General features: G+C 73.3%; 25 protein-coding genes. 14 read left to right on the top strand and 11 right to left on the bottom strand.

The window, feature by feature from the left end; translation table 11 throughout:
* The first annotated feature begins 49 nt into the window (after positions 1-49).
* Complete coding sequence (locus tag ACIBG7_RS12115; RefSeq protein WP_397336078.1) at positions 50-1,273, top strand: sensor histidine kinase; 1,224 nt, start codon at positions 50-52, stop codon at positions 1,271-1,273.
* On the top strand, positions 1,270-1,905 hold the full coding sequence (locus ACIBG7_RS12110; RefSeq protein WP_397336077.1) for a response regulator: 636 nt from the start codon (positions 1,270-1,272) through the stop codon (positions 1,903-1,905). Before ACIBG7_RS12115 ends, ACIBG7_RS12110 begins: the two co-directional genes overlap by 4 nt.
* A gap of 5 nt (positions 1,906-1,910) precedes the next feature.
* Here ACIBG7_RS12110 and ACIBG7_RS12105 read toward each other — a convergent pair whose 3' ends face one another.
* Entirely contained in the window at positions 1,911-2,783 is an 873-nt protein-coding gene (locus ACIBG7_RS12105) for a DUF2268 domain-containing protein (RefSeq protein ID WP_397336076.1), read from the bottom strand.
* Positions 2,784-2,844: 61 nt separating this feature from the next.
* Positions 2,845-3,594, bottom strand: a complete 750-nt coding sequence (locus ACIBG7_RS12100) for a hypothetical protein (protein ID WP_357929496.1) — start codon at positions 3,592-3,594, stop codon at positions 2,845-2,847.
* A gap of 58 nt (positions 3,595-3,652) precedes the next feature.
* On the opposite strand from ACIBG7_RS12100, the gene ACIBG7_RS12095 reads away from it, so the two are divergent.
* The 9 genes from ACIBG7_RS12095 (at position 3,653) to ACIBG7_RS12055 (ending at position 11,942) form a co-directional block, all read left to right on the top strand.
* Positions 3,653-4,642 carry an AAA family ATPase gene (locus tag ACIBG7_RS12095; protein WP_357929499.1) on the top strand — a complete coding sequence of 330 codons (990 nt, stop codon included), beginning with the start codon at positions 3,653-3,655 and terminating at the stop codon, positions 4,640-4,642.
* Positions 4,639-5,580, top strand: coding sequence for a DUF58 domain-containing protein (locus tag ACIBG7_RS12090; RefSeq protein ID WP_357929502.1), 942 nt, complete (start codon positions 4,639-4,641; stop codon positions 5,578-5,580). Before ACIBG7_RS12095 ends, ACIBG7_RS12090 begins: the two co-directional genes overlap by 4 nt.
* Entirely contained in the window at positions 5,577-6,524 is a 948-nt protein-coding gene (locus ACIBG7_RS12085; RefSeq protein ID WP_357929505.1) for a VWA domain-containing protein, read from the top strand. Before ACIBG7_RS12090 ends, ACIBG7_RS12085 begins: the two co-directional genes overlap by 4 nt.
* Before the next feature lie 11 nt (positions 6,525-6,535).
* On the top strand, positions 6,536-7,141 hold the full coding sequence (locus ACIBG7_RS12080) for a methyltransferase (RefSeq protein WP_357929508.1): 606 nt from the start codon (positions 6,536-6,538) through the stop codon (positions 7,139-7,141).
* Positions 7,138-7,677: a TrmH family RNA methyltransferase gene (locus ACIBG7_RS12075; protein WP_357929511.1), complete on the top strand. Its 540-nt coding sequence runs from the start codon at positions 7,138-7,140 to the stop codon at positions 7,675-7,677. Before ACIBG7_RS12080 ends, ACIBG7_RS12075 begins: the two co-directional genes overlap by 4 nt.
* 35 nt (positions 7,678-7,712) lie before the next feature.
* Positions 7,713-8,513 (top strand): glycerophosphodiester phosphodiesterase, encoded by an 801-nt coding sequence (locus ACIBG7_RS12070; protein WP_357929514.1) that lies wholly within the window; start codon positions 7,713-7,715, stop codon positions 8,511-8,513.
* Positions 8,510-9,937: an MFS transporter gene (locus tag ACIBG7_RS12065; RefSeq protein ID WP_357929516.1), complete on the top strand. Its 1,428-nt coding sequence runs from the start codon at positions 8,510-8,512 to the stop codon at positions 9,935-9,937. The genes ACIBG7_RS12070 and ACIBG7_RS12065 overlap by 4 nt, the downstream gene beginning before the upstream one ends.
* A 54-nt stretch (positions 9,938-9,991) precedes the next feature.
* Positions 9,992-10,702 (top strand): DUF3152 domain-containing protein, encoded by a 711-nt coding sequence (locus ACIBG7_RS12060; RefSeq protein ID WP_397336075.1) that lies wholly within the window; start codon positions 9,992-9,994, stop codon positions 10,700-10,702.
* Between the two features lie 118 nt (positions 10,703-10,820).
* Positions 10,821-11,942: an MBL fold metallo-hydrolase gene (locus tag ACIBG7_RS12055; RefSeq protein WP_397336074.1), complete on the top strand. Its 1,122-nt coding sequence runs from the start codon at positions 10,821-10,823 to the stop codon at positions 11,940-11,942.
* A gap of 55 nt (positions 11,943-11,997) precedes the next feature.
* On the opposite strand, the gene ACIBG7_RS12050 is transcribed toward ACIBG7_RS12055, so the two are convergent.
* The 3 genes from ACIBG7_RS12050 to ACIBG7_RS12040 all read right to left on the bottom strand — a co-directional run bounded on the left by ACIBG7_RS12050 (position 11,998) and on the right by ACIBG7_RS12040 (position 16,264).
* Positions 11,998-12,891: a pirin family protein gene (locus ACIBG7_RS12050; protein WP_397336073.1), complete on the bottom strand. Its 894-nt coding sequence runs from the start codon at positions 12,889-12,891 to the stop codon at positions 11,998-12,000.
* A 35-nt stretch (positions 12,892-12,926) separates the two neighbouring features.
* The gene (locus ACIBG7_RS12045) at positions 12,927-15,218 is read right to left on the bottom strand and encodes a serine/threonine protein kinase (RefSeq protein WP_397336072.1); all 2,292 of its coding nucleotides are present in this window, start codon (positions 15,216-15,218) and stop codon (positions 12,927-12,929) included.
* Positions 15,219-15,292: 74 nt separating this feature from the next.
* The gene (locus ACIBG7_RS12040; RefSeq protein WP_357929529.1) at positions 15,293-16,264 is read right to left on the bottom strand and encodes a hypothetical protein; all 972 of its coding nucleotides are present in this window, start codon (positions 16,262-16,264) and stop codon (positions 15,293-15,295) included.
* 184 nt (positions 16,265-16,448) lie between these two features.
* On the opposite strand from ACIBG7_RS12040, the gene ACIBG7_RS12035 reads away from it, so the two are divergent.
* Complete coding sequence (locus tag ACIBG7_RS12035; RefSeq protein ID WP_397336071.1) at positions 16,449-17,000, top strand: DUF4396 domain-containing protein; 552 nt, start codon at positions 16,449-16,451, stop codon at positions 16,998-17,000.
* A gap of 19 nt (positions 17,001-17,019) precedes the next feature.
* On the opposite strand, the gene ACIBG7_RS12030 is transcribed toward ACIBG7_RS12035, so the two are convergent.
* Together ACIBG7_RS12030 and ACIBG7_RS12025 are read right to left on the bottom strand one after the other, a co-directional pair.
* Positions 17,020-18,075, bottom strand: a complete 1,056-nt coding sequence (locus tag ACIBG7_RS12030; RefSeq protein ID WP_397336070.1) for an FAD-dependent oxidoreductase — start codon at positions 18,073-18,075, stop codon at positions 17,020-17,022.
* A 58-nt stretch (positions 18,076-18,133) separates the two neighbouring features.
* Positions 18,134-19,153 carry an endonuclease/exonuclease/phosphatase family protein gene (locus tag ACIBG7_RS12025; RefSeq protein ID WP_357929537.1) on the bottom strand — a complete coding sequence of 340 codons (1,020 nt, stop codon included), beginning with the start codon at positions 19,151-19,153 and terminating at the stop codon, positions 18,134-18,136.
* Between the two features lie 163 nt (positions 19,154-19,316).
* On the opposite strand from ACIBG7_RS12025, the gene menC reads away from it, so the two are divergent.
* Both menC and ACIBG7_RS12015 read left to right on the top strand, forming a co-directional pair.
* Positions 19,317-20,417 (top strand): o-succinylbenzoate synthase, encoded by a 1,101-nt coding sequence (menC, locus tag ACIBG7_RS12020; protein WP_357929540.1) that lies wholly within the window; start codon positions 19,317-19,319, stop codon positions 20,415-20,417.
* Positions 20,418-20,573: 156 nt separating this feature from the next.
* The gene (locus ACIBG7_RS12015; protein WP_397336069.1) at positions 20,574-21,323 is read left to right on the top strand and encodes a GNAT family N-acetyltransferase; all 750 of its coding nucleotides are present in this window, start codon (positions 20,574-20,576) and stop codon (positions 21,321-21,323) included.
* Here the strand turns inward: ACIBG7_RS12015 and ACIBG7_RS12010 are convergent.
* Genes ACIBG7_RS12010 through ACIBG7_RS11995 form a run of 4 tightly spaced genes read right to left on the bottom strand, consistent with a single transcriptional unit; the run spans position 21,278 to position 26,234 of the window.
* The gene (locus tag ACIBG7_RS12010) at positions 21,278-21,964 is read right to left on the bottom strand and encodes an ATP-binding cassette domain-containing protein (RefSeq protein ID WP_357929546.1); all 687 of its coding nucleotides are present in this window, start codon (positions 21,962-21,964) and stop codon (positions 21,278-21,280) included. The two genes, ACIBG7_RS12015 and ACIBG7_RS12010, sit on opposite strands and share 46 nt — an antisense overlap.
* Positions 21,964-23,694 carry a dipeptide/oligopeptide/nickel ABC transporter permease/ATP-binding protein gene (locus ACIBG7_RS12005; protein ID WP_357929549.1) on the bottom strand — a complete coding sequence of 577 codons (1,731 nt, stop codon included), beginning with the start codon at positions 23,692-23,694 and terminating at the stop codon, positions 21,964-21,966. Before ACIBG7_RS12005 ends, ACIBG7_RS12010 begins: the two co-directional genes overlap by 1 nt.
* A complete protein-coding gene (locus ACIBG7_RS12000) occupies positions 23,694-24,707 on the bottom strand; it encodes an ABC transporter permease (RefSeq protein WP_357929551.1) in 1,014 nt (337 codons plus the stop codon). Before ACIBG7_RS12000 ends, ACIBG7_RS12005 begins: the two co-directional genes overlap by 1 nt.
* A complete protein-coding gene (locus tag ACIBG7_RS11995; RefSeq protein ID WP_357929554.1) occupies positions 24,708-26,234 on the bottom strand; it encodes an ABC transporter substrate-binding protein in 1,527 nt (508 codons plus the stop codon).
* Positions 26,235-26,242 lie beyond the last annotated feature (8 nt).

The following is a 26,242-nucleotide window of genomic DNA, read 5'->3' as shown; positions in this document are numbered from 1 at the left end:
AAGGCATAATCCGCTCTGAGTGAATTTCGCTCGACATATCATGGTGCCCGTGAGATGGAGCATGCTGGCCCGGCGGTGGATCTGCCTGGTCTTCGGCGGGGCGCTGCTGATGCCGTACATGATGGCCGGGGAGATCGTCACGGTCCTGTACGGCATCGGGCAGCCGGGCAGCCCGCTGTTCGCCGTCCAGCCGCTGATCTTCCTGGCCGCGTTGCCCGTGGTCTGGGCCAGCGGCCTGGTGCTGCCGGTGCGGACCCTCGCCGCGCCGGCCGCGCAGGCCCTGCTGGAGGTCGACGTACGCCGGAGCGGCCCGCAGAGCCGGGCCGACCGCTGGCGCACCGCCGCCTGGTTCGTGCTGCACCTGGGCGTCGGCGGCGTGGTGAGCGGCTGCACGCTGGCCCTGCTGCCGCTGGTGGTGTGGACGTTCGTGGTGCCCTTCACCGGCGACCCGTGGGACCTGGCCGGCATGGCGCTGGAGCCGGGCCGGCACCTGGCGTGGCTGCCGCTGGCCGGTCTGGCGGCGCTGGCGGTTCTGGGCGGGGTGGTGATGGCCGGGGGCGCGGTGCTGGTGCGCGGGGCGCGGGCGCTGCTCGGGCCGTCGGCGGCCGACCGGCTGCGGGAGGCGGAGGAGCAGGCCAGGGCGCTGGCCGAGCGCAACCGCCTGGCCGCCGAGCTGCACGACTCGGTGGGGCACGCGCTGAGCGTGGTGACCCTGCAGGCCGCGGCGGCCGGGCGGGTGCTGGAGCGTGATCCGGCGACCGCGCGCACGGCGTTGTCGGCGATCGAGGAGACGGCGCGGACCGCGCTGGCCGACCTGGACGAGGTGCTCGGCATCCTGCGGGCCGACTCACGCGGGCGGGCGGCCCAGCCGGCCGGGTCGCCGGGGCACGGGCCGCAGCCGTCGCTGGCCGACCTCGACCGGCTGGTGCGCGGCACGGGCGCGCCGGTGACGGCCGAGGTGGGCGATCTGTCGCAGGTGCCGGCGGTGCAGTCGCGGGAGGCCTACCGGATCGTGCAGGAGTCGCTGACCAACGCGATCAAGCACGGCTCCGGAGGCCCGGTACGGCTGGCCGCCGTCGTGCGCGACGGGGTGCTCGACCTGCAGGTGCACAACGACGCCGGCGAGCACGGCCGGGCGCGGAACGGCACCGGGGGACGGGGGCTGGAGGGGATGCGGGAGCGGGTGGCGCTGCTGCGCGGCGAGCTGAGCGCCGGGCCGGTGGAGGGCGGGTGGCGGGTGCACGCCCGGCTGCCGCTACGGTCTACGCCATGACGCTCACAGTCGTGCTCGCCGACGACGAGGACCTGATCCGCGCCGGCCTGCGGATCATCATCGACGCCGAGCCCGACCTGCGGGTGGTCGGCGAGGCGGCCGACGGCGCGCAGGTGCTGCCGATCGTGCGCCGCGAGCGGCCCGACGTGGTGCTCATGGACGTGCGGATGCCCGGCCTGGACGGCATCCAGGCCACCGCCCGGCTGGCCGCGATGGACGAGCCGCCCAAGGTGCTGGTGGTGACCACCTTCGAGAACGACGACTACGTCTACGACGCGTTGCGGGCGGGGGCCGACGGGTTCCTGCTCAAGCGGACCCGGCCCGACGACCTGCTGCAGGCGATCCGGCTGGTGGCGGCGGGCGAGTCGTTGCTGTTCCCGGCCTCCATCCGGCGGCTGGCGGCCGGCCGTGCCCGATCGGCCGCGCCTCTGGAGCGGCTGACCGAGCGGGAGGGGGAGGTGCTGCGGCTGATGACGCGCGGGCTGTCCAACGGGGAGATCGCCGCCGAGCTGGTGGTGGGGCCCGAGACGGTCAAGACGCACGTCGGCAACGTCCTGGCCAAGCTCGGCGCCCGCGACCGCACCCAGGCGGTCATCGCCGCCTACGAGTCGGGCTTCGTCAGCCCGGGATAGACACCTCAGCGGGCCGCGTCGGCGCGGCTGATGATCTCGGAGCCGGGCAGGACGGTCGCCCGGGCCGCCGACAGGCCGGTGGCGGCCAGGAAGCGGTCGACGAGGTCCAGGCCCACCGCGTACCCGGCCATGTCCGGGATGCCCCGCGCCTGGCCGCCGAAGCGCACCGCGGCCGAGTCGCCGAGCACGTACCCGGGCGTGTGCCGCATCCCCTGCAGCCCGATGTCGGCCATGATCAGCTCCCGCGCCCGGTCGAACTCGGCGCCGGTCACCATCCCCGACCACGGCCCCATCGCCGCCTCCCCCGACAGCTCCCGGACGAACGCCTCGGCCAGCCCCTCGGCGACCACGTGCTCCCCCACGGTCACCGTCACCGGGTTCCACTCGACGTTGCGGTAGCGCACCTGGTGGTGGAACTCGTGCACCGCGCAGTGCGCGATCCGCCCGATGTTGTCCTCGGTCGGCCAGGCCAGCAGGTACAGCCACCCGGGCGCCCCGCCCATGCCGTAGTAGCCGCCGGTGGTGCGCATCAGGTACTCGTCGTCCGGGTTGCCGAGGACGAACATGACCTGCAGGTCGTCGGGGGCGACGAGGTCCGGGACCTCGCGCCGCAGGTGGGCGAGTGCGGCGTGGAGCCGTTCCTCGATCTGCTCCAGGAGCCCGGCGGCGGCCAGGTCGCGGACCGCCTCGGCGTAGCGCGGGTCGTCGGCGTCGACGCGGAAGCCGCCGCCCTGCTGGACCAGCTCGACCGGGTCGCCCGGGGGGAGCGCGCCGGCCATCGGGGCGAGCATCCCGCGCAGCAGGCCGGGCCGTTCCTCCAGCGGGCGCTCCAGGAGGGCGGCCATCGTGGTGAGGGTGTCGTGCACGTGTAGCTTCATGCCGCCGACGGTAGAACCTGCCGTTACGTGAGGCTCAAGCCGATAAATCCGTCCCGCGGCGTCAGATCGGTTCGCCTTCGCCGTCCCCGCCGTCGGTCGGGCCCGGCGACTGCGGTCCGGTACGGCTCTGCGACGGGCTGGGCGTGGGCTCCGGCTGGGGCTGCGGGCTCTCCGGCGTGGGCGGCGGCGTCGGCTCGAACATGGTCGGCGGCAGCGGCCGGCGCGGCGGCGCGCTCTCCTGGTCGTTGCGCAGGAGCAGCAGCCCGACCAGCACCCCGAGCAGCAGCATGACGATGAGCACCGCCAGCGCGATCAGCACCCGGCGCCGCGTCTCGGTGGGCGGCCTGCGGCCGGGCGGCGGGCCGGGGGCGGCGGGTGCGCGGTCGGTCAGCCAGTAGGGCACGTAGTCAGGGCCGTGGGCCTCGCCGAGCAGCATCCCGCCGACCATGACCGGCTCCAGGAAGCGCTCGGCCCCCGGCCGCCCCGGCACGTACGGCGTGGCCACCCAGGGCGCGGCCCCGAGGTCGGACTCCACGACCGGAGGGAGCCCTGTCGCCGCTCCCCCAGGCGCCCCAGGCGCCGCTCCCCCGGCCGGGACCCGCTCGCGTACCGCGCTCACGAAGCGGTCACGCGCCGCCCCGTCGAGCGCCGCCCCGCGCGTCAGCAGCGCGATCGACACGACCCGCCCGTCCGGCCCCTGCCCCAGGTAGACGAACCCGGCGGGCGCGGTGTGCAGGCGTGCCTGGATCCAGTACGGGCCCAGCCGCGGCGGGTCACCGTACTGCAGGGGAAACGCCCCTTTGATGGTCACAGCAGCAATCTTCCCCACGAAGCGTGGATCAGTGCATTTTCCGGGGAAGATTGGTGGAATGAGCGTCGCCGAAGATCTGACCGTCGCCGACATCCGCCACGCCCTCGACGAGGTCAAGCGGGTCATCGTCGGCCAGGAGCACATGGTGGAGCGGCTCGCGGTGGCGCTGCTGGCCCGGGGGCACTGCCTGCTGGAGGGCGTGCCCGGCGTGGCCAAGACGCTGGCCGCCTCGACCCTGGCGACGGTGGTCGGCGGCACCTTCGCCCGCATCCAGTTCACCCCCGACCTGGTGCCGAGCGACATCGTCGGCACCCGCGTCTACCACCCCTCCAGCGAGCAGTTCGACGTCGAGCTGGGACCGGTCTTCGTCAACTTCCTGCTCGCCGACGAGATCAACCGGGCCCCGGCCAAGGTGCAGTCGGCGCTGCTGGAGGTGATGGCCGAGCGGCAGGTGACGCTCGCCGGGGTCACCCACCCGCTGCCGAAGCCGTTCATCGTGCTGGCCACCCAGAACCCGATCGAGTCCGAGGGCGTCTACCCGCTGCCCGAGGTGCAGCGCGACCGCTTCCTGTTCCGGGTGCGGGTACCGCATCCCAGCGCGCACGAGGAACTGGAGATCCTGCAGCGGATGAGCGTCAGCCCGCCGGTGCCCGAGCGGGTGCTCGACCCCGAACGACTGCTGGCGCTGCAGCAGCAGGCCGAGCAGGTCTCGGTGCACCAGCTCGTGGCCGACTACGTGGTGCGGCTGGTGATGGCCACCCGCGTCCCCGGCGACTACGGCATGGCCGAGCTGGCCGACACCATCGAGATCGGCGTCAGCCCGCGCGCCACCCTCGGCCTGGTCTCGGCCGGGCGGGCGCTGGCGTTGCTGCGCGGGCGCGACTACCTGCTGCCCGACGACGTGCGCGACGTGGCCGTGGACGTGATGGGGCACCGGCTCATGCTGACCTTCGACGCCCTGGCCGACGGCGTCGATCCCGACCAGGTGGTGCGGCAGATCCTGCATGCCGTACCACCGCCGCTCGTGGTCTGGAACCAGCAGCGATGAGCAACCGGGCCGAGGTGGCGCTGCGGCGGCTGGAGCTGACCATCACCCGGCGGCTGGACGGCCTGATGCACGGCCAGCACCAGGGCCTGCTGCCCGGCCCGGGCAGCGAGGCGGGCGACAGCCGGCTGTACGTGCCGGGCGAGGACGACGTGCGGCGGATGGACTGGGCGGTCACCGCGCGCACGACCGTGCCGCACGTGCGTGACCTGGTCGCCGACCGCGAGCTGGAGACGTGGGCGCTGGCCGACCTGTCGGCCAGCATGGACTTCGGCACCGCCGAGACCGACAAGCGCGACCTGGTGGTCTCGGCCATCGGCGCGATCGGCTTCCTGGCCAGCCGGATTGGCGACCGGTTCGGGGTGCTCGTGCTGCACGACGAGTACATCCACCGCATGCCGGCCCGGACCGGCCGGCCCGCGCTCTACGGGCTGCTGCACTCGCTGCTGGAGGCGCCGCGCGGGCGGGCCGTACCGGATGCCCCCGACCTGGCCGAGGGCCTGGACGTGCTGGCGGCCACCCGCCCGCGGCGGGGGCTGCGCGTGGTGGTCAGCGACTTCCTGGACGCCGAGCCCTCCCTCGACCCGGACCTGGAGCGGCCCTGGGAGCGGCCGATGCGCCGGCTGGCCGCCCGGCACCAGGTGCTGGCGGTGGAGGTGATCGACCCGCGCGAGCTGGAGCTGCCCGACGTGGGGCGGGTCGCGTTCAGGGACGCCGAGAGCGGGAAAGTACGCGAAGTGCACCTTTCTCCCAAAGTACGGCAGGCATACGCGGAAGCCGCGGCCCTCCAGCGGGAGGGCACCCGGCGGGCGCTGCGCCGGGCCGGGGCGGCGCACCTCGTGCTGCGCACCGACCGGGACTGGGTGCACGACATCGCCCAGTTCACCCTGAGGCAACGCCGGATGGCGCACGTGCGCGCCCGGCCGGGAGGCCGCCCATGACCTTCCTGGCGCCCGGCTGGCTGTGGCTGTTCGCCCTCGTGGCCCTGGTGCTGGCCGGCTACGTGGCCTCGATGTGGCTGCGCCGCCGCTACACCGTGCGCTTCACCAACCTGGCGCTGCTGTCGCTGGTCATGCCCCGCACGCCTGGCTGGCGGCGGCACGTGGCGCCGGCGCTGTTCCTGGTGATGATGAGCCTGCTCGTGGTCGGCGCGGCCCGCCCGGCCGACCAGGTGCGCGTCCCGCGCGACCGCGCGACGATCATCGTGGCCCTGGACGTGTCGCTGTCCATGGAGGCCGACGACGTCACGCCCAACCGCATCACCGCCGCCAAGCGCGCCGCCCAGCAGTTCGCGCTCGACCTGCCCGACCGCTTCAACGTCGGCCTGGTCTCCTTCGCGCGCTCGGCCAACGTGGTGGTCTCCCCCACCACCGACCATCAGGCCGTGGCCACCGCCATCGGCAACCTGACCACCCGGCCCGGCACCGCGATCGGCGAGGCGGTCTTCAACTCCCTCGACTCCATCCGCTCCTTCGACCAGCGCGCCGCCACCGACCCGCCGCCGGCCGCGATCGTGCTGCTGTCGGACGGCGACAACACCTCGGGCCGGGCGGTCAACGAGGCCATCGACGCCGCCACCCAGTCGCGCGTGCCGGTCTCGACCATCGCCTACGGCACGCAGGAGGGCACCGTCGCGATCGAGGGCCGCCCGGTGAACGTCCCGGTGAACAAGGCCACCCTGCAGTCGCTGTCGGACGGCACCTCCGGCCGGGCCTACAGCGCCGAGTCCGACACCCAGCTCCGCGAGGTCTACGAGCAGATCGGCACCTCGCTCGGCTACAAGCTGGTCAACCAGGAGATCAGCCAGTGGTTCATCGTGGCCGCGATCCTGGCCGGGGTGCTGGTGGCGGGTGCGGCGGTCTTGCTGGGCTCGCGCATCCCGTAACGTTTTCCCACGTGACACCTAATTCCGGGGCCCACTATTTCGAGGAGCGGCCGGCCGCGGCGAGCAGGCCGGGATCGGTCGATCTCGTGCTGCCCGACCTGCACCTGAGGCTCGAGACCGACCGGGGCGTCTTCTCCCCCGAACGCATCGACCTGGGCACCCGGATCCTGCTGGAGAGCGTGCCGCGGCCACCGCAGGAGGGCGACCTGCTCGACCTCGGCTGCGGCTACGGCCCGATCGCGCTGACGATGGCCTCGCGGGCGCCGGAGGCGACCGTCTGGGCGGTCGACGTGAACCGCAGGAGCCTGGAGCTCACCGAGCGCAACGCGCGAGCCGCCCGCCTTTACAAAGTAAGATCGACGCATGTCGACGACGTCCCGGACGAGGTGCGCTTCCGCGCCATCTGGTCCAACCCGGCGATCAGGATCGGCAAGGCGGCGCTGCACGAGATGCTCACCCGCTGGCTGTCCCGCCTGACCGACGACGGCGCCGCCTACCTGGTCGTCCAGAAACACCTCGGCTCCGACTCCCTGCAGCGCTGGCTGGCCGAGCAGGGCTGGCAGGCCAGCCGCCACACCTCCCGAGCCGCCTACCGCATCCTCAAGGTGATCCGATGAGAAAGCAGCTTCGCCCGACCGACGTCAAGCGCCTCAACCGCACCTGGCGCCGCGCCACCGGCAACCGCCTGGCGATGATCGTCGAATCGGTCACCGGGCCGTTCAACGTCGGCGCCATCTTCCGCAGCGCCGCCGCCTTCGGCGTCGACCGCATCTGGCTGGCCGGCAACACCACCCCGCCGACCAACCCCAAGGCGGGCAAGACCGCGCTCGGCACCGACCGCCTGGTCGCCTGGAAGGACGGGCTCACCGCGGCGCAGGCCGTACAGGAAGCCAAGGACGACGGCTACACCGTGCTGGCCGTGGAGCTGACCTCCGACGCCAAGCCGCTGTTCAAGGCCGACCTGGCCCGCGACGTCTGCCTCGTGGTCGGCAGCGAGGACCACGGCTGCTCCCCCGCCCTGCTGGAGGCGGCCGACGGCGAGATCTACATCCCCCAGGTCGGCCGCGTGGGCTCCTTCAACGTCTCGGTCGCCGCCGCCATCGCCCTGGCCGAGGCCCGCCGCCAGGAATGGCAGGATCTCGCCGACCTGTAACCCAAAATTCGCCGTACGAGAGGCATACTCACGTCGTGCTCAGCCGTCGCTTCGCCTTCCTCGACCACAGCGGACCCCTCGCCTTCGCCCACCGCGGCGGCGCGCTGGAGGGAGCCGAGAACACCGTCGCGGCCTTCGAACGGGCGGTCTCCCTGGGCTACACCTACCTGGAGACCGACGCGCACGCCACCGCCGACGGGGTGCTGCTGGCCTTCCACGACCACACCCTCGACCGGGTCACCGACCGGCGCGGCCGCATCGCCGACCTGCCCTGGTCGGCGGTACGGCAGGCGCGCATCGGCGACGGCCACGAGATCCCCCTGATGGAAGACCTCATCGGCAGCTTCCCCGACGCGCGCTTCAACATCGACGTCAAGGAGGCCGGCGCGATCCTGCCCCTGGCCCAGGCCGTGCGCAGGACCAATGCCTACGAGCGCGTCTGCCTGACCTCCTTCTCCGACGAGCGCCTGGCCAAGGCCCGCGCCGCGATGGGCCGCGAGGTCTGCTCCACCCTCGGCCCGCGCGGCGTCGCCACCCTGCGCGCCGCCGCGGCGACCTCCGGCTACGGCCGGCTGTTCGCCCGGCTGCACCGGGCGGGCATCCCCTGCGCGCAGATCCCGATGGGCTTTCGCGGCCTGCGGGTCACCACCCGCGCCCTCGTCCGCACCGCGCACGCCCTCGGCATGCAGGTGCACGTGTGGACGATCAACGACCAAGCCCGGATGGAGCACCTGCTCGACCTGGGCGTGGATGGCATCATGACCGACAACCTCACCGGCCTGCGCAGCGTGCTCGACCGGCGCGGCCTGTGGCCCCAAGACGGGAAAGCCGCATGACCTCCTCACCCCCCAAGGTCTTCGACGACTCCCCCGCTGCCCGCCGACGCGAGCAACGTGGCTGGTACTTCTACGACTGGGCCAACTCGGCCTTCCCCACCACCGTCCTGACCGTCTTCCTCGGCCCCTACCTCACCGAGATCGCCACCGGCGTGGCCTGCGCCAAGGACTTCGCCGGGCAGGCCTGCTCGGTCGACACCTTCGATGAGCTGGCCGCCGACAACCCCGGCCTCGGCTACGTGGACGTGCTCTGGATGGACATGCGGCCGGGCGCGTTCTACCCGTTCGTGGTCGGCATCGCCGCCGTGATCCAGGTGCTGCTCATGCTGATGGCCGGCGCGCTGGCCGACCACACCGGGCGCAAGAAGCAGCTCATGGGCTTCTTCGCCTACCTCGGCGCCGCCGCCACGCTCGGCATGTGGTTCGTCGCCGACGGCCGCTACCTGCTCGGCGGCTTCCTCTACATCCTGGCCAGCGTCTCCTTCGCCTGCGCCTTCGTCATCTACAACTCCTTCCTGCCGGAGATCTCCACCCCCGACGAGCGCGACAAGGTCTCCGCGCGCGGGTGGGGCTTCGGCTACCTGGGCGGCTTCCTGCTCCTGGCCATCAACCTGGCGATCTTCCTCGGGCACGAGTCGCTCGGCATCTCCAAGGGCGACGCGGTCCGGCTCGCGCTGGCCTCGGCGGGCGTGTGGTGGGGCGGCTTCACGATCATCCCGCTGCTGCGGCTGCGCAACCGGCACGCCCGCCCGCGCGGCTCCGAGACCGCCGGGCAGGCCGTCGCCGGCAGCTTCCGCCAGCTCGCGCGCACCATCCGCGAGCTGCGGTACTACCCGCTGACGCTGGGCTTCCTGGTCGCCTACCTGATCTACAACGACGGCGTGCAGACCGTCATCTCCTTCTCGGCCACCTACGCCAGCAAGGAGCTCGGGCTCGGCCAGACGGTCCAGATCAGCGCCATCCTCATGGTGCAGCTCGTGGCCTTCTTCGGCGCGCTGCTGCTGGGCCGGCTGGCCCGCACCTACGGCGCCAAGCAGGTCGTGCTGTTCGCGCTGGTGGCCTGGACGATCGTGGTCGCGGTCGCCTACTTCCTGCCGCGCGGCTCGGCGACCGCCTTCTTCGCCATGGGCTTCGCCATCGCCATCGTGATGGGCGGCACGCAGGCGTTGTCGCGCTCGCTGTTCTCCTACGTCATCCCGCGCGGCAAGGAGGCGGAGTACTACAGCCTCTACGAGATCAGCGACAAGGGCTCGACGCTGCTGGGCTCGTGGACGGTGGCGCTGGCGGTCAACCTGACCAACAGCTACCGCATCGCCATCCTGTCGCTGGTGTTCTTCTTCATCATCGGCGGACTGATGCTGTGGCGGATCAACCTGCCCAGGGCGATCCGCGCGGCGGGCAACGAGGTCCCCGAACGGATCTGACCGGCCGGGTACGATCGTCTGGCTTCCCCCAGCGTCCGCGTTCAGGGGGAAGCCGTGCCGTCGTCCTGGCCCGCCGTCCTGGCGGCCACCGTGCTGGTGCCCGCCGCGCTGCTGGCGGCCGGGTGCGCCGCCTCCCCCTCCGAGCGCCGACCGGCCGCTCCTGACCACCCGGTGGTCGCCGCGTCCCGTCCGGCCGACGCCGTCCCTCCCGGCGAGAACCGCTCGGCGGGCGAGCCGGAGCGGCCGGCGCGCGTGCCGTACTCCGCCTCGGGCCGCTACCGCGTCGCGCCCGGCCAGGACGCGCCGCCGACCGGCGGCGGGAGGGTGACCCGCTACCTGGTGGAGGTCGAACGCGGCCTGCCGTTCACCGCCGCCGCCTTCGCCGAGCAGGTGCACCGCACGCTGAACGACCCTCGCGGCTGGGGCCGCTTCCGGCGCGTGGACCACGGCCCGGTACGGCTGCGCGTCGCGCTGACCAGCCCCGCGCTGACCGACCGGCTGTGCCTGCCGCTGCGCACCGGCGGCGAGCTGTCCTGCTGGCGCGACGGCCGCTCGGTCATCAACGCGCTGCGCTGGGCCCGGGGCGTGCCGCACTACAGCAGCCTGCCGGCCTACCGGCAGTACGTGATCAGCCACGAGGTCGGGCACGGTCTCGGACACGGCCACCGTTCCTGCCCCGGCCGCGGCCGGCGCGCGCCGGTGATGCTCCAGCAGACCAAGTCCCTGTACGGCTGCCGCCCCAACCCGTGGCCGCACCCGGGCTAGGACGCCGGGCAAAGGAGGTCTAAAACATATCGCGATATATCAACCGAACCGGGAACACTGATGGTGGACTCGGCGGTTGAGCAGATAGATCGTGGAACATCCGGGCTGTGGGGGCGAGATGGCTGGTGGCTTGAAGCGGGCGGCGAAGGTGATCGCGGGCGGAGCGGCGCTGGCGGCGGCGGGCTGGGCGCTGCGGCGCATCCCCGCCGAGCTGGGCGTGCGGCCCCTGGAGTCGGGGCCGGACCGGGCGACGCGGATCCAGCGCTCGCCGCAGTTCAAGGACGGGGCCTTCCACAACCCGATGCCGGAGCCGACCACCGTCGGCGTCCCGTCGCCCGGCCTGCTGGGCGAGCTGGCCCGCGACCGTGACACGCGGCGGCCCTCCGGCATGGTGCCCGTCCTGGTGCCCTCGCTGCCCGAACCGGCGCCCGACGGGCTGTCGGTGGTCTGGTACGGCCACGCCTCCACGCTGGTGGAGATCGAGGGCCGCCGGGTGCTGTTCGACCCGGTGTGGAGCAGGCGCGTCTCCTTCTCCCAGCTCGCCGGACCGAGGCGGCACCACGCGCTGCCGGTCGAGCTGGCCGCGCTGCCCAAGGTGGACGCGATCGTCATCTCGCACGACCACTACGACCACCTGGACATGGCCACCGTCATGTCCCTCACCCGCACGCAGAGCGCGCCCTTCCTGGTGCCGCTCGGCATCGGCGCGCACCTGGAGCGCTGGGGCGTGCCGCTGTACCGGATCATCGAGCTGGACTGGGAGGAGGAGGCGCAGGTCGCCGGGCTGCGCTTCGTCTCGACCGCCGCGCGGCACTTCTCCGGGCGCTCGCTGCGGCGCAACGACACGCTGTGGGGCTCGTGGGTGGTCGCCGGGCAGCGGCGGCGGGTCTTCTACGCCGGTGACTCCGGCTACTTCTCCGGCTACAAGGGCATCGGCTCGGCGCACGGGCCGTTCGACCTGACGCTGATGCCGATCGGCGCCTACAGCCCCGCCTGGCCGGACATCCACATGAACCCGGAGGAGGCGGTCAACGCCCACCTCGACCTGGGCGGCGAGCTGCTGCTGCCGGTGCACTGGGCGACCTTCACCCTCGCCCTGCACCCGTGGGCCGAGCCGGTGGAGCGGCTGTGGCGCGAGGCGGCCGGACGCGACGTGCCGATCGTGGTGCCGCGGCCCGGCGAGGGCGTGGTGGTGGATTCGGCGCCGACGGTCGACTTCTGGTGGCGCAAGCTGTCCTGACCGGTCGACGCTTGGTGGGGCAAGCCGTCCCCGAGGGCAGCTTGCGCCCGGCGGGTCAGCGGACGCGGCCGCGGGGCTTGAGGCGGATGGTGGGCATCGGCGGCGCCGGCAACGGATCGCCGTCGAAGCCGGCCACCTCGCCGAAGCCGCTCCCCTCGCTCCACTCCTTGCGGAAGGCGAGGATCTCCTCGTGGCTGCGGCCCACGAAGTTCCACCACATGACCAGCTCCTCCGCGAACGGCTCCCCGCCGATCAGAAGGACCCGCCCGTGTCCGTCGAGCCGCACCCGGTCCCGGCCCGGGCCGAGGTAGTCCAGCGTGGTCATGTCCCCGCTCAGCCACAGCACGCCGTGCTCGAAGCCCGGATCCAGCGGCACCTCCAGCTCGCCGTCCACGGTCAGCTCGGCGCACACCAGCGGCGTGTAGGTGGTCGCCGGCGAACGCAGCCCGGCCAGCGAGCCCATGATCACCCGGATGCCGTCCCGTTCGGGCAGCTCGGCGTGGTGCTCGAAGTGCGGGGCGACGTGCCGGTGCTCCTCCGGCAGGGCCACCCACAGTTGCACGCCGTGCAGGGTGGTCCGCGGCGACTCCTCCGAGTGCGAGATGCCGCGCCCGGCGGTCATCAGGTTGAGCCGGCCCGGCCGTACCGTCCGCAGGCTGCCCACGCTGTCGCGGTGCAGCACCTCCCCCTCCACCAGCCAGGTCACCGTCTGCAGCCCGGTGTGCGGGTGCGGCGGCACCCGCATCGTGGCGACCTCGGGCCCGTAGGTGTCGAGGAAGCACCACGCGCCGATCATGCGGCGGCCCCGGCCGGGCAGGATGCGGGTGACGTTCATGGCGCGGGGGCCGCCCAGCGCCACCTGGTGGCCGGACAGCCGCTCGACGGGCCGGCCGGGCTCGGCCTCGGCGGCGCAGCGCAGCTCCTGCGGATTCGGGTCCACGTTGCTCACGCCCCCGAGCCTAAGGCCCGCGCCGCCGCCGGCCCTCAGCGGAGGGTGTAGTAGAACGCCGAGCCGGCGTCGGCCTTGGGCACCTCGGCCAGGACCCGCACCTTGGCGCCGGTGAAGCCGATCACCACGATCTGCGAGCTGCCGTCGTCATCCTGCATCCAGCACGACAGATGCGCCTCGTCGAACCACCACGAGTCGCCCGTGCACGCCGACTCGAAGCGCCGCGTCTCCTGGCCGCTCGCGGTGTCGTACACGCAGTGGTCGCCGTTGAGCAGTCCCGGGCAGGTGGTCTGGAACTGCCGGCCGGACGGGGAGAACAGCAGGCCCGCCGGGGCCGAGCCGACGTTCGGCACGCGGCGCACCCGCCGGCCGGAGGTGTCGAAGAAGCGCAGCGCCTGCTGCGGCGAGCGGCCCATGACCACGACGCCGCGGTCCTGGTCGTCGAAGCCGAAGGCGACGTCGCGCAGCGAGCTCTCGCGCAGGGTGACCACGTTCACCCGGCCGGTGCTCACCTCGACGATGGCGAAGCCCGTCGACTGGTAGCCCTCGCCGGCCTCCTTGCCGACGTTCAGCAGGACGCGGGTGCTGTCGCGCGACCACTGCTCGACGTAGGCCAGCAGCGGGTACTTCACCGTCTCCACCATGCGGGTGGCGCCGGTGGCCTTGTCGGTGAGCTCGACGCTGTCGCGGCCGGAGTCGGTGTAGCGCTTGGGCCTGGCCACCTCGTGCTTGCCGTCCGGGGACAGGAGGGTCTGCCAGTAGCCGGCCTTGGGGGCGAAGGCGCCGGTCAGGGACTGGCGGGGGTAGAAGGTGGGGGACTTGGTGGCGGGGTCGACGACCGTGTAGGCGGTCAGGATCGACGGGTCGGAGGGGTGCTCGAACAGGGTCACGCCTGTGCCGGGCAGCTTCACCTGGGACAGACCCGCCGTGGCGACCGGCTGCGCGGGCTGGGTCGCGCCGGGGCTTTGACCGGCAGTCTGGCCGGGGGTCTGCCCGGCGGTCTGGCCTTCGGCCGTCTGGCCGGGGCCGGGGCTCTGGCCGGGCCCGAGGCTCTGGCCGGGGCCGGCCGTCTGGCGGGTCACGGGGTCTTTGGCGGTCATCACCACGATCACCGTCACCAGGGTCACCACCACCGCCAGCGCCGCCGCCACCCCGGCCACCACCGGCCCCCGCCGCCCGCCCACCCGCTGGTACGGCGGAGCCGGACTGGGGTGCGGCGAACTCGGGTGAGGCGGGCCGGGGTGAGGGGAGCCCGAGCCGAAGGAGCCCGGCCGGATCGGGCCCGACTGAGGGAGGCCCGACTGAGGGTGCCCGCTCCAGGTCGGTGGCGGGGGAACCGGCCCGCCGGGGTGGTGCCACGCCTGCTGCGCCGGCACGAACGGCCGGCCGCCATGGAGACCGGGATCGGACTGCGGCGCCGTACCGGGTGACGGGTGAGCGGCGGACTGCGGGTGAGTGAGCGGTGAACCGGGTGGCGGCGGGTGGTCGGGAGTGGCGGCGGAGGCGGCTTCGTGGAGGGGGACCGGCTGGCCGACGAGGGCCATGATGGCCTGTTCGGCGGTCGGCCGGCGGGACGGGTCCTTGGACAGGCAGGCCGCGACCAGGTGACGCAACGGCCCGTCCAGGCCGGCCAGGTCGGGGGGCGCCTGCAGTACCTGGTGGATCACGGCCGGGACCGACTCCCCACCGAAGGGCGGCCGGCCACGGGCGGCGTAGACCATGGTGGCACCCCAGGCGAACAGGTCCGCCGCCGGCGACACCGGGTGCCCCATGATCTGCTCGGGTGAGACGTACCACGGCGTCCCGACCGGCGCGGAGGTAATCGAGGTCATGTCCAGCGCCCGCGCGATCCCGAAGTCGATCACCCGCGGCCCCTCGGCGGCCAGCAGCACGTTGGCCGGGCTGAAGTCGCGGTGCACGATCCCCGCCTGGTGGATGGCGGCCAGCGCGGTCACGGTCCCGATGGCCAGCCGGTGCAGCGCCACCCCCGAGCGCGGCCCCTCCTCGGCCACCACCTGGTGCAGGGTCGAGCCGTCCACGAACTCGCTGACGATGTACGGCCGCCCGTCCTGGACGCCGGTGGCCAGGCAGCGCGCGGTGCAGAAGGGCGCCACCCGCTGCGCGAGCGAGGCCTCGCGCACGAAGCGCTCGGCGGCCACCCGGTCCCCCGCCAGGTGCGGCCGCAGCCACTTGATCGCGACGAACCGGCCGTGCTCGCCGTCGCCCAGGTAGACCACCCCCTGCCCGCCCTCGCCGAGGCGGCCGCGCAGTTCGTGCCCGCCGAGGTGGGTGGGGTCTTCCGGCCTGAGGGGCGTGAAGGACGGCATGCCTGGATTATGCCTGCCGGCCTTGCACCCGGCTTGCCGCCGCGGCCAGCCGGCCGAGCGGCCTGTCGGCCGGGTCAGTAGACCGAGATGTGGGGATGGTCGTAGTGGTTGGCCGTCGTCCCGCCCCGGTTGCTCATGAAGCGCCAGCTTCCGGTGCGGACGTGCCAGATGCGCTGGCGGTAGATCACGTACATGATCCCGAGCCGCTTGGCGTTCTTGACCACCCAGGCGGAGATCTCATGCCCCCGCTTCACCTCGGCCGGGCTGGGCATCGCGCCGCCGGTGCTGAGCATGAAGTCGCAGGCCCGGCCGAGCGGGTGCTCGCCGCCGTCGTTGAAGGAGCGGTAGCAGCCGACGCCCTTGCCCGACCCGAACCGCTCGATGAGCAGGTCCTTGACCAGGCGCATGCGCGGGGTGATGTGATCGGCCCCGCCGGGCAGTTCGGGCACCCAGGTGCCGTCGGAGCGGCGGAAGCCCGGGGCGTCGTGCGCGAGGTCGATCTTGTCGCGGATGCGCTCGATGGTCTTCTCGGCCCGCTTGCGGCGCTTGTCGAGGTCCTTCATCGAGGTGCGCAGCCGCTCGGCCGACTCCTCGGCCTCGGCCAGCGCGCGGGCGTGCCGGTCGCGCACGGCGGCGAACCCGGCCACCCGGCCGGCCTCCTCCTCCAGCAGGTACTGGGTGAGCGTCTGGCGGCGCAGGGTGCTCTCGGGGTCCACACCTCCGGACAGCATCGCGAGGGTGTGCTCGTTGCCGCCGTTGACGTACTGGCCGACCGCCATCCGGCGCAGCCGCTCGGACTGGACGTCGAGCACCCCTTGGGCTTCGTCGAGCCGGCCGCGGGCCTCGCTGTCGACCTTCTCGACCTTCTCCAGGGCGATCCGGGCCTGGTAGTAGTCGGCGATGAGCTTGTCGGACTCCTTGCGCAGGTCCTTCAGCTCGCGCCGCAACTGCTTGAGCGACGGCTTCGGGTCGGCGTGGGCGGGCACCGCCACCAGCACGAGTGCGGCCACGGCCGCGAGGACGGCTCGGAGGAACCCAACCGTCACGCTTCTCCTTCGCCCGTTCGGCAGGGCTCGCGGCCCTCTGTCCGATGGACGATGTTAGCGCCAGGCTTGGGCGGGTAACGCCAGGACTTCGAGCCTGGGTCTCGACTGCCCGACCGACACCCTCTAGGGGTATAGGGTACATTGGCGGACGTTTGCCTGATTGTAGAACTGAGAGCGAGTCGTCATGGCCGAGCACGATCACCACGCCCACCACCAGCCCGCCCACCACCAGCCCGCCCACACCGGGCACGGTGAGCACGCAGGACATGGGGCGCACGGCGGGCATGGGCCGGCGCCGACGACCTGGAAGACGGCCGCCTCGGCGACGTTGCACTGCCTGACCGGTTGCGCCATCGGCGAGGTGCTCGGCATGGTGATCGGCACCGCCCTGGGCTGGGGCAACCTGCCCACGATCATCCTGGCGGTGGCCCTGGCGTTCGTGTTCGGTTACGCGCTGACCATGCGCGGCGTCCTGAAGGCGGGCCTGACCTTCGGCCAGGCGCTCAAGGTGGCGCTGGCCGCCGACACCGTGTCGATCATGATCATGGAGATCGTCGACAACGGCATCATGCTGGTCGTGCCGGGCGCGATGGACGCCGGGCTGGCCTCGGGGCTGTTCTGGGGCGCGCTGGCGTTCGCGTTCCTGGTCGCCTTCCTGGTGACCTGGCCGATCAACAAGTGGATCATCGGCAAGGGCAAGGGCCACGCCGTCGTCCACGCCTACCACCACCACTGAGCCCCGCCGGAGGGCGGGATCAGGCGGCCTGCGTCTCGGCCGCGAGCAGCCGCCGCACCCGGGAGGCGGCCTCCCGCCCGGCGCGGTTGGCGCCGACGGTGCTGGCCGAGGGGCCGTAGCCGACGAGCTGCACCCGCGGCTCGCGCACGACCTGCGTGCCGTCCAGCCGGATGCCGCCACCGGGCTCGCGCAGGCGCAGGGGGGCGAGGTGGTCGAGCGCCGAGCGGAAGCCGGTCGCCCAGAGGATCACGTCCGCCTCCGCCGTACGCCCGTCCGGCCAGGCCACGCCGTACGGCAGGATGCGGGAGAACATGGGCTGCCGCTCGAGCGCGCCGCGGACCATCGCCTCGCGCACGACGGGAGTGGAGCCGAGGCCGGTGACGCTGACGACGCTCTGCGGCGGCAGCCCGGCCCGGACGCGGGCCTCGACCAGGGCGACCGCCTCGCGGCGGGCCTCCTCGCCGAAGTCGTCGCCGCGCCAGACCGGCGGGCGGCGGGTGACCCAGAGCGTGCCGGCGGCGACCTCGGCCAGCTCCGACAGCACGTGCATCGCCGAGGCCCCGCCGCCGACCACGACGACGCGGCGGCCGGCGAACTCGGCCGGGCCCCGGTAGGCGGCGTAGTGGAGCTGCCGGCCGGCGAAGCCGGGCGCGCCCGGATAGTAGGGCCGGTAGGGGCGGGTCCAGGTGCCGGTCGCGTTGACCACCGCGCGGGCGAGCCACTCCCCCGCGTCCGACCGTACGGCCAGCAGCCCGCCGTCGCGGCTGACCGAGGCGACGGTGACCGGCCGCAGGACCTCCAGGCCGGTGTCGCGTTCGTAGCCGGCGTAGTAGCCGGGCACCACGACAGAGGCCGGCAGCAGCCCGTCGTCCCGCGGTTCGCGGCGCAGGCCGGGCAGGTCGAAGACGCCGTGCACCTTGTCCATGGTGAGCGAGGGCGAGCGGTGCCGCCACGCGCCGCCCGGTCCGTCGGCCGCGTCCAGCACGACGGCGGGCACCCCCAGCCGCCGCAGGTGGTAGGCGCTGGACAGGCCCGCCTGCCCGGCGCCGATGACGACGGCGTCGATCTCCCGCACCTCGGACTCCCTTCCACCGAAGGGAAACCGCCGGCGGGCCCGCGCTCTTCCCGGGCGGTCAGCCGGTGGCGGGCAGGCGCAGGTCGGCGTAGACGCCGCGGTGGTCGGTGCCGGGCACGTCCAGGATCTCCACGCCGGCCACCGAGGCCCGCCGGTCGGCCAGCACGTGGTCGATGGTGATGATCGGCGGCACCCGCCGCGCGTTCGGCCAGGTCGGCACCAGGCCCTTGCCGGCCTGCTCGGCCGCGTCCAGGTAGCCGCGCCCGAGCAGGTCGCGGAAGGCGCGGTGGTCGAGGCTGGCGTTGAAGTCCCCGGCCAGCACCCGGATCCGGTCGTCGCCGGCGGCCGGCGGCAGCGCATCCAGGGAGGCGTTCCACTCGGCGGTCATCCGGCCCAGCGGCGGGTTGGGGTGCACGGCGACCACCTCGACGCGCGCGCCGCCCGGCAGGGTGAGCGCGGCGGCGGGCATGTGGTGGCCGATCGGCGTGAACAGCCCGTCCAGCTTGGTCAGCGGCAGCGTGGCGTACAGGCCGCTGCCGGAGGCGCTGAACTCGGGTTCGAGCACCCGGTGCGGCATCAGCGTGCCGAGCCCGGCCGCGTCCAGGCGCTCGACCTGGGCCGGAGTCAGCTCAAGGGCGCTCAGCACGTGCGGCCGGTGGCGGCGCACCAGCTCGACGATCGCCGAGGCGTCGGCCCGGCCGAACATGTTGATCGCCAGCACCCGCAGCTCCTGGCCGCCCGCCGCTGCCTCGCCGCCGGCGACGGTGCGCGGGACGACGGTCGCGGCGAGCGCGAGCGCCGCGGCCAGCGCGAGCGCGGCCTGTTTCCACGACCGCCGTACGGCCAGCAGCAGCGCCGTCAGCCCGCCGGCCGCGACCGCGTACGGCGTGAGCGTCATGAGCTGCGTCAGGAAGCTCCCGGTCTCCAGCCCGAACACCCGCAGCACCGCCCATAGGGCCAGCAGTACCGCGACGGTCCAGCTCAGCCAGCGTCTGCGGCGCCGGCGCGGCGGAGTTCCCGGCTCCGCGGGCCCGCCGGAGGTGCGGCCGGGCGTGGTGGTGGTCTCCGTGTCATGCACCGTTCCAGCGTGGCCGACCAACCTGAGAATCCCGTGAAGAACATCTTTTTTCGTCGTGTTGCACGAATCCGGAGGCTATGGGCTCCTCTTAGGGTCCAGAGGGGGTATGCGAAGCCCGCCCCTGGGAAGCAGAAAATCAAGAGTGCGAGACCTGGAGTAGAGCGTGAAGATCACTGGGGTTGAGCTGCGGCGGATCGCGATGCCGCTGGTGGCGCCGTTCCGGACGTCCTTCGGCACCGAGACGTCCCGGGACGTCCTGCTGGTGCGGGTGGTGACGCCCGAGGCCGAGGGGTGGGGCGAGTGCGTGGCCATGTCGGAGCCGCTCTACTCCTCCGAGTACGTGGACGGCGCCGCCGAGGTGATCAAGCGGTTCCTGATCCCGGCGCTGCCGGCGGACGTGGACGCGCAGTCGGTCGGCCGGGCGGTCGAGCCGATCAAGGGGCACCGGATGGCCAAGGCGGCGCTGGAGACCGCGGTGCTGGACGCCCAGCTCCGCGCGGCCGGCGAGTCGTTCGGGCAGTTCCTGGGCGCGGCCAGGGACGAGGTGCCGTGCGGCGTCTCGGTCGGCATCATGGACACCGTCCCGCAGCTCCTGGACGCCGTGGACGGCTACCTGGCCGAGGGCTACGTGCGGATCAAGCTGAAGATCGAGCCGGGCTGGGACGTGGAGCCGGTGCGCGCGGTGCGCGAGCGCTTCGGCGACGAGGTGCTGCTCCAGGTCGACGCCAACGCCGCCTACACGCTGGTGGACGCCCGCCAGCTCGCCAAGCTGGACGACTTCGGGCTGCTGCTGATCGAGCAGCCGCTGGCCAACGACGACATGGTCCAGCACGCCCAGCTCGCCAAGCAGTTGCGCACCCCGATCTGCCTGGACGAGTCGATCGAGTCGGCCGAGCACGCCGCGGCGGCGATCGCGCTGGGCGCCTGCTCGATCATCAACATCAAGCCGGGCCGGATCGGCGGCTACCTGGAGGCGCGGCGCATCCACGACCTGTGCCGGGCCAACGGCATGGCGGTGTGGTGCGGCGGCATGCTGGAGACCGGCCTGGGCCGGGCGGCCAACGTGGCGCTGGCGGCGCTGCCCGGCTTCACGCTGCCGGGTGACACCTCCGGTTCGCGGCGCTACTACGCCACCGACATCACCGAGCCGTTCGAGCTGGACCACGGGCACCTGAGCGTGCCGAAGGGGCCGGGCCTGGGCGTGGAGCCGATCCCGGACATCCTGGAGGAGGTCACGACCGCCACCGAGTGGATCTCCCTCTGATCCTGCCTGCCGTACGGCCTCCGGACGCGTTCCGGGGGCCGTCGCTGTTGTCCAGGGCCGGAGGCCGGAGGTCCTAGGCCGGGACACGAAGAGGGGCCGGGCACTTGGTGAAGCGGCACGAATCGACGGCGGGGCGCCCTGTCATACCGTCGCCCTGTGACGGATAACGTACGTGAGTTGCGGGATATCAAGGACTTTGTCCGGGCCTGCGAGCTGTTTGATGACATCTGGCATTTCGAGCAGGACAACCGGCCGGTGACCCCCGACCTCATGAAGGCGCTGTCGCACGCGGGGGGTTACGTGGCCGGGGCGTTCGACGGGGACGTGCTCGTCGGCGCGTCGGTCGGCTTCCTGGCCGAGGGGCGGGCGCTGCACTCGCACATCACCGGGGCCAGGGCCGGGCACGGCGTCGGTCACGCGCTCAAGCTGCACCAGAAGGCCTGGGCGCTGGAGCGGGGCCTGGAGCGCATCTCGTGGACCTACGACCCGCTGGTGTGCCGCAACGCCCACTTCAACCTGGCCAAGCTGGGCGCCCGGCCGGTGCAGTACCTGCCGGGCTTCTACGGGGTGATGGGCGACTCGATCAACCAGGGCGACGACTCCGACCGGTTGCTGACCGTGTGGGAGCTGATCGACCCGCCGGCCTGCTCGGCGGAGCCGGCCGAGGTGCTGCTCGACACCGAGGGGCGCGTCACCGGCTCCGAGGCCCCGACCGTGCTGGTCGCGGTGCCGCAGGACGTGGAGAGGTTGCGCCGCACCGACCTCGCCGCGGCCCGGGCCTGGCGGCTGGCCGTGCGCGAGGTGCTCGGCGGGCTGCTGGAGGGCGGCGGCGAGGTGGTCGGCTTCCGCGACCGGCGCTACTACGTGGTCAGGCGGGGCACCGCGGCCAGCAGCGCGCGCGTGTAGTCGTGAGCGGGCTCGGTGGTCAGCCGCTCCGCCGGGCCCTCCTCCACCACGCGGCCGCCGTGCATGACCGCGATGGTGTCGCAGACGTAGCGCACCACGGCCAGGTTGTGCGAGATGAACAGGATCGACAGTCCCAGCTCCGCCCGCAGCTCCCGCACCAGGTTGAGCACCGCGCCCTGCACGGAGACGTCCAGGGCGCTGGTGATCTCGTCGGCGACCAGGAGCTCGGGCTCGGCGCCGAGCGCGCGGGCGATCGCCACCCGCTGGCGCTGCCCGCCGGACAGCTCGCGCGGGTAGCTGCCCATCACCTTGGCGGGCAGGGCGACCAGGTCCAGCAGCCGCTCCACCTCGGCCCCGCGCTCGCGGGCGGGCAGGCGCAGCAGCGCCTCTGCCACCGACTGCCCGATCGTCATGCGCGGGTCGAGCGAGGCGTAGGGGTTCTGGAAGACCATCTGCACCCGCCGCCCGTCGCTGATGCGTCCGGTGTGCGGGACGAGCCCGCTGACCGCGCGGGCCAGCGTCGACTTGCCCGAGCCCGACTCCCCCACCAGGCCCACGATGGCGCCCGGCGGGATCTCCAGGGTGACGTCGTCCACCGCGGTGAACGCGCCGTAGCGGACGGTCAGGTTCTCGATGCGCATCAGGCCTCCCAGCAGGCGACGTCGTCCACGAGCGGCGGCCGCTCGGCTTGGCAGCGGGCGGTGGCCAGCGGGCAGCGGGGCGCGAAGGCGCACCCGTCGCCGACCGCCTCGGGGGCGGGCTGGCGGCCGGGGATGCTGGCCAGGGGCCGCGACCGGTCGGTCGACATGTCCGGCAGCGAGTCGATCAGCGCCCGCGTGTAGGGGTGGCGGGCGGCCTTGAGCTGGTCGGCGGGGAGCTGCTCGACCACGCGCCCGGCGTACATGACCACCACCCGGTCGCACAGCTCGCCGACCACGGCGATGTCGTGCGAGATGAACAGCACCGCGGCGCCGGTCTCCTCGACCACCTCGCGCAGCAGCTTGAGGATCTGGCGTTGCACGGTGACGTCGAGGGCGGTGGTCGGCTCGTCGGCGATGATCAGTCGCGGCCGGCCCATCAGGCCCATGGCGATCACCGCGCGCTGGCGCATGCCGCCCGACAGCTCGTGCGGGTGCTGGCGGGCGTTGCGGGCCGGGTCGGGCAGCCGGACGTGGCCCAGCCGGTCCACCGCCTTGGCCCACGCCTCGGCGCGGGTGGCGCCCTGGTGCACGGTGGCCACCTCGGCGAGCTGCCCGCCCACCTTGAGCGCGGGGTTGAGCGCCGCCTCCTGGAAGACCATGGCCAGTTCGCCGTCCAGGTCGAGCCGCGCGGAGGTGACCACGCCCGGGTAGGGCACCAGCCCGCCGATGGCGGCGGCGGTCAGGCTCTTGCCGCTGCCGGACTCGCCGACCAGGCCGACGATCTCACCGGGCGCGACGGCCAGCGACAGCCCGCGCACCGGCGTCACGCCGCCGGGGAAGGTGACCGTCAGGTCACGCACCTCCAGCACCGCGTGCGGGTCGCGCTCCTGCTCGGCCGCGGGCGGCGCGGCCACCTTCTCCGGCGCCAGGACGGCGGCCCGCCGCGCGGCCTTGACCAGCGCGTCGCCGATCAGGTTGAACCCGATGCCGGCCAGCGCGATGAAGACCGCCGGCCCGAGGGCCACCTCCGGGGAGACGTAGATGCGCGGGAAGCCGTCGAAGAGCAGCCGGCCCCAGTCGAAGTCGGGCGGCTGCACGCCGAGCCCGAGGAAGGACATGCCCGACAGCGCCAGCAGGCTGGCGCCCATGGCCTGGCTCAGGTTGAGGATGAGCGGCTCGGCGATGTTGGGCAGCACGTGCCGGACCAGGATGCGGTGGCGCGGCACGCCGAGCATGCGGGCGGCGCTGACGTAGTCGGCGCCGGCGACCGAGGCGGCCAGGGTCTGGGTGAGCCGGGCGAAGCCGGGCGCGACGGCGGCGCCGATGCCCAGGACCGCGCCCTTGGCGCCGAGCCCGGTGACCACCGCGACGAACATGGCCAGCAGCAGGCCGGGGAAGGCCACCAAGGCGTTGACCGTGCCGGTGACCAGCCGGGCGCCGCGCCGGGGCAGCACCGCGGGCAGGGCGCCGAGCACGGTGCCCACCACCGCGCCGATCAGCGTGGCGGCCAGCGCCAGCGCGAGCGAGAACTGCCCGGCGACCAGGACGCGGGCGAGGATGTCGCGGCCGAGGTTGTCGGTGCCGAGCGGATGCGCGGCCGAGGCGCCCTGCAGGATGGCCGTGGAGTCCATGCGCTCGGCCTCGGCGCCCCACACCAGCGGGCCGACGACCGCGAGCACCGCCAGCGCCGCGACGATCACCAGGCCGGCGAGCCCGGATCGGTTGCGCATCAGCTCTCCTTGAGGGTCGAGGTCGGGTCCAGCAGCGCGATCAGGAAGTCGACCAGGAAGTTGACGACCAGGACGGCCACGCCGTACACGAGGATCACGCCCTGCGCCACCGGGTAGTCCTTGAGGGTGATCGACTCGACGATCCGGGCCCCGAGGCCGGGCCAGGCGAAGACGTACTCGACCAGCACGCTGCCGGCGATGAGCGCGGTGAGCAGCAGGCCGCCGGTGGTGAGGGTGGCGGTCAGCGTGTTGGGCAGCACGTGCCGCAGGTGCAGGCGCAGTGCCGGCAGCCGTTTGGCCCGCGCCAGCCGTACGTAGTCGGCCGACAGCTCGCGCGCGGTCTGCGCACGGGCCAGCCGGGCGATCATCGCGGCGGGGCCGATGGCCAGCGCCAGGACCGGCAGGATGTAGGACTCCGGGCCCGACTTGCCGGCCGGCGGCAGCCAGCCGAGGGCGATGGAGAACAGCGAGACCAGGCCGATGGAGTACAGGAACTCCGGCACGGCCACCGCGCTGCCGGTGAGGGCGCCGAAGGCGGTGTCGGTGCCGCGGTTGCGGCCGTTCTCGGTGCGGATGGCCGCCCACATGCCGAGCGGGACCGCGACCACGAGGGACAGGGCGGTGGCCAGCAGGGCGAGGGTCAGCGTGCTGGGCAGGCGGGCGGCGATGACCTCGCCGACCGGCTGGCCGGAGATGAAGGAGGTCCCGAACTCGCCGGTCAGCGCGTTGCCGGCGTAGGCGGCCAGCTGCTCCAGCCAGGGCCGGTCCAGGCCGAGCGCGGCGCGGCGGGCCTCGACGAGCTCCACCGGCGCGGCGGGCCCGAGCGCGGCCCGCACCGGGTCGCCGGGGATGAGGTGCAGCATGGCGAAGGAGGCGACCAGCAGGACCGCCAGCGAGATGAGCAGCCGCAGCAGGTGGCGGAGCAGCCGCCGGCCCCCGGCCCGCCGGGCGGCCCCGCGCGTCGCGCGGGCCGCCTTAGGCGCGGCCGGGGGAACGATCACGGGGCTCGCCACTCAGTTGCTCCCCTCGACGCGGAAGGAGTAGGGGTCGAAGAGCCCGGCCTGCTGGGCGGCCTTGGCGCCCTTGGTGGCGTTGAGGACGGTGATGGTGGAGACCGGGACCAGGTCGGAGTTGGCGATCAGGGCCGACTCGGCCTCCAGCCACAGCTTGCAGCCCTCGGCGCCGGGGGTGGTGGCGGCCTTGGCGACCAGCTCGGTGTAGCGCTCGTTGGCCAGGTGGGCGAAGTTGGCGCCCTTGGGCGCGGCGGGTCCGGACAGGAAGCCGACGAGCTGGCTGGGCAGGGTGACGCCGATCGGCAGCCAGACCACGTCCCAGTCCTGGGTGACGTTGAGCGACTCGGCGAGCTTGGTGTCGATGACGCCGTTGAGCTTGACCTCGACGCCGATCTTCTTCCAGGCGGCGGCCAGGTACTCGGCGGCGGCCTGGACGCCTGGGCCGCGGGTGGTGGTGTAGAGCAGGCGCAGGCTCAGCTTCTTGCCGTCCTTGGCGCGGATGCCGTCGGCGCCGGCGGTCCAGCCGGCGGCGTCGAGCCCGGCGGACGCGGCGGCCGGGTCGAGGCCGGGCACGTGGCCGCTCACCGAGTCGCCGATGCAGGGCGGCACGCCCGGGACCAGCCCGGTCACCGGCTTGCCGGTCCCGCCGCTGGAGACGCGGCCCAGCTCGGCCAGGTCGAGCGCCTGGGTGAGCGCCTTGCGGACCGCCACGTCGTTGGTCGGCCGGTCCTTGCCCTGGTGGTAGAAGTACTGGCCGTTGCTGACGTTCTCCTCCTGCTTGTCCACCCCGGGTGCCGCCTGCACGCGCTGGCGGTCGGGGCCGAAGAAGGTGGCGGCGTTGACGTCGCCGGACATCAGCAGGTTGGCCGCGGTCTGCTCGTTGGGCACCACCTTGAGCACCACCTGGTCGGGCAGCTCGGCGGCCGACCCCTGGCGCTTGGCGAAGGTGTAGTGGTCGCTGGGGGCGACCTCCTTCAGCTCGTACGGGCTGGTGCCGTAGGTGGCCTTGGCCAGCAGGGAGCGGTCCTGCAGGCCCTTGCCGCAGACGATGAACAGCAGCCGGGTGCTCTCCAGGATGAAGCTGAAGGGCTCCGGCGTGCTGACGGTGACGGTGGCGGCGTCGGCGGCCGCCTTCATCCCGACCGGCGCCAGCACGCCCAGCAGGGGCGACTTGTTGGCCGGGTCGGTCAGGTAGTTGATGTTGGCCGCGACCTCGGCCGGGGTGAGCGTGGAGCCGTCCGAGCACTTGACGCCCTGGCGCAGGGTGAAGGCGACCGCGTCCGGCTTGACCTCCCATTTCTCGGCGAGGCCGGGAATGATCTTGCCGTCGGGCGAGGTGCGCACCAGGGTCTCGTAGGCGAGCGAGAGCACCGAGTTGGTGGCACCGAGCACGGCGGTGGCGGGGTCGAGCAGGCCGGGGTCGGCGCCGACGGCGATGGTGAGCGTGGCCGGGCCGGCCTCGCCGGCTCCGCCGCCGCACCCGGCGGCCAGCAGGGCCAGCGCGGCGGCCGCCGCAGTCTTTCTCATGGGGCGCT

Origin of the sequence: Nonomuraea sp. NPDC050328, from assembly GCF_044459405.1 — a bacterium.
Taxonomy (GTDB): domain Bacteria; phylum Actinomycetota; class Actinomycetes; order Streptosporangiales; family Streptosporangiaceae; genus Nonomuraea.
The sequence above is the reverse complement of the archived record's forward strand: the minus strand, read 5'-3'. Positions and strand labels throughout refer to the sequence as shown.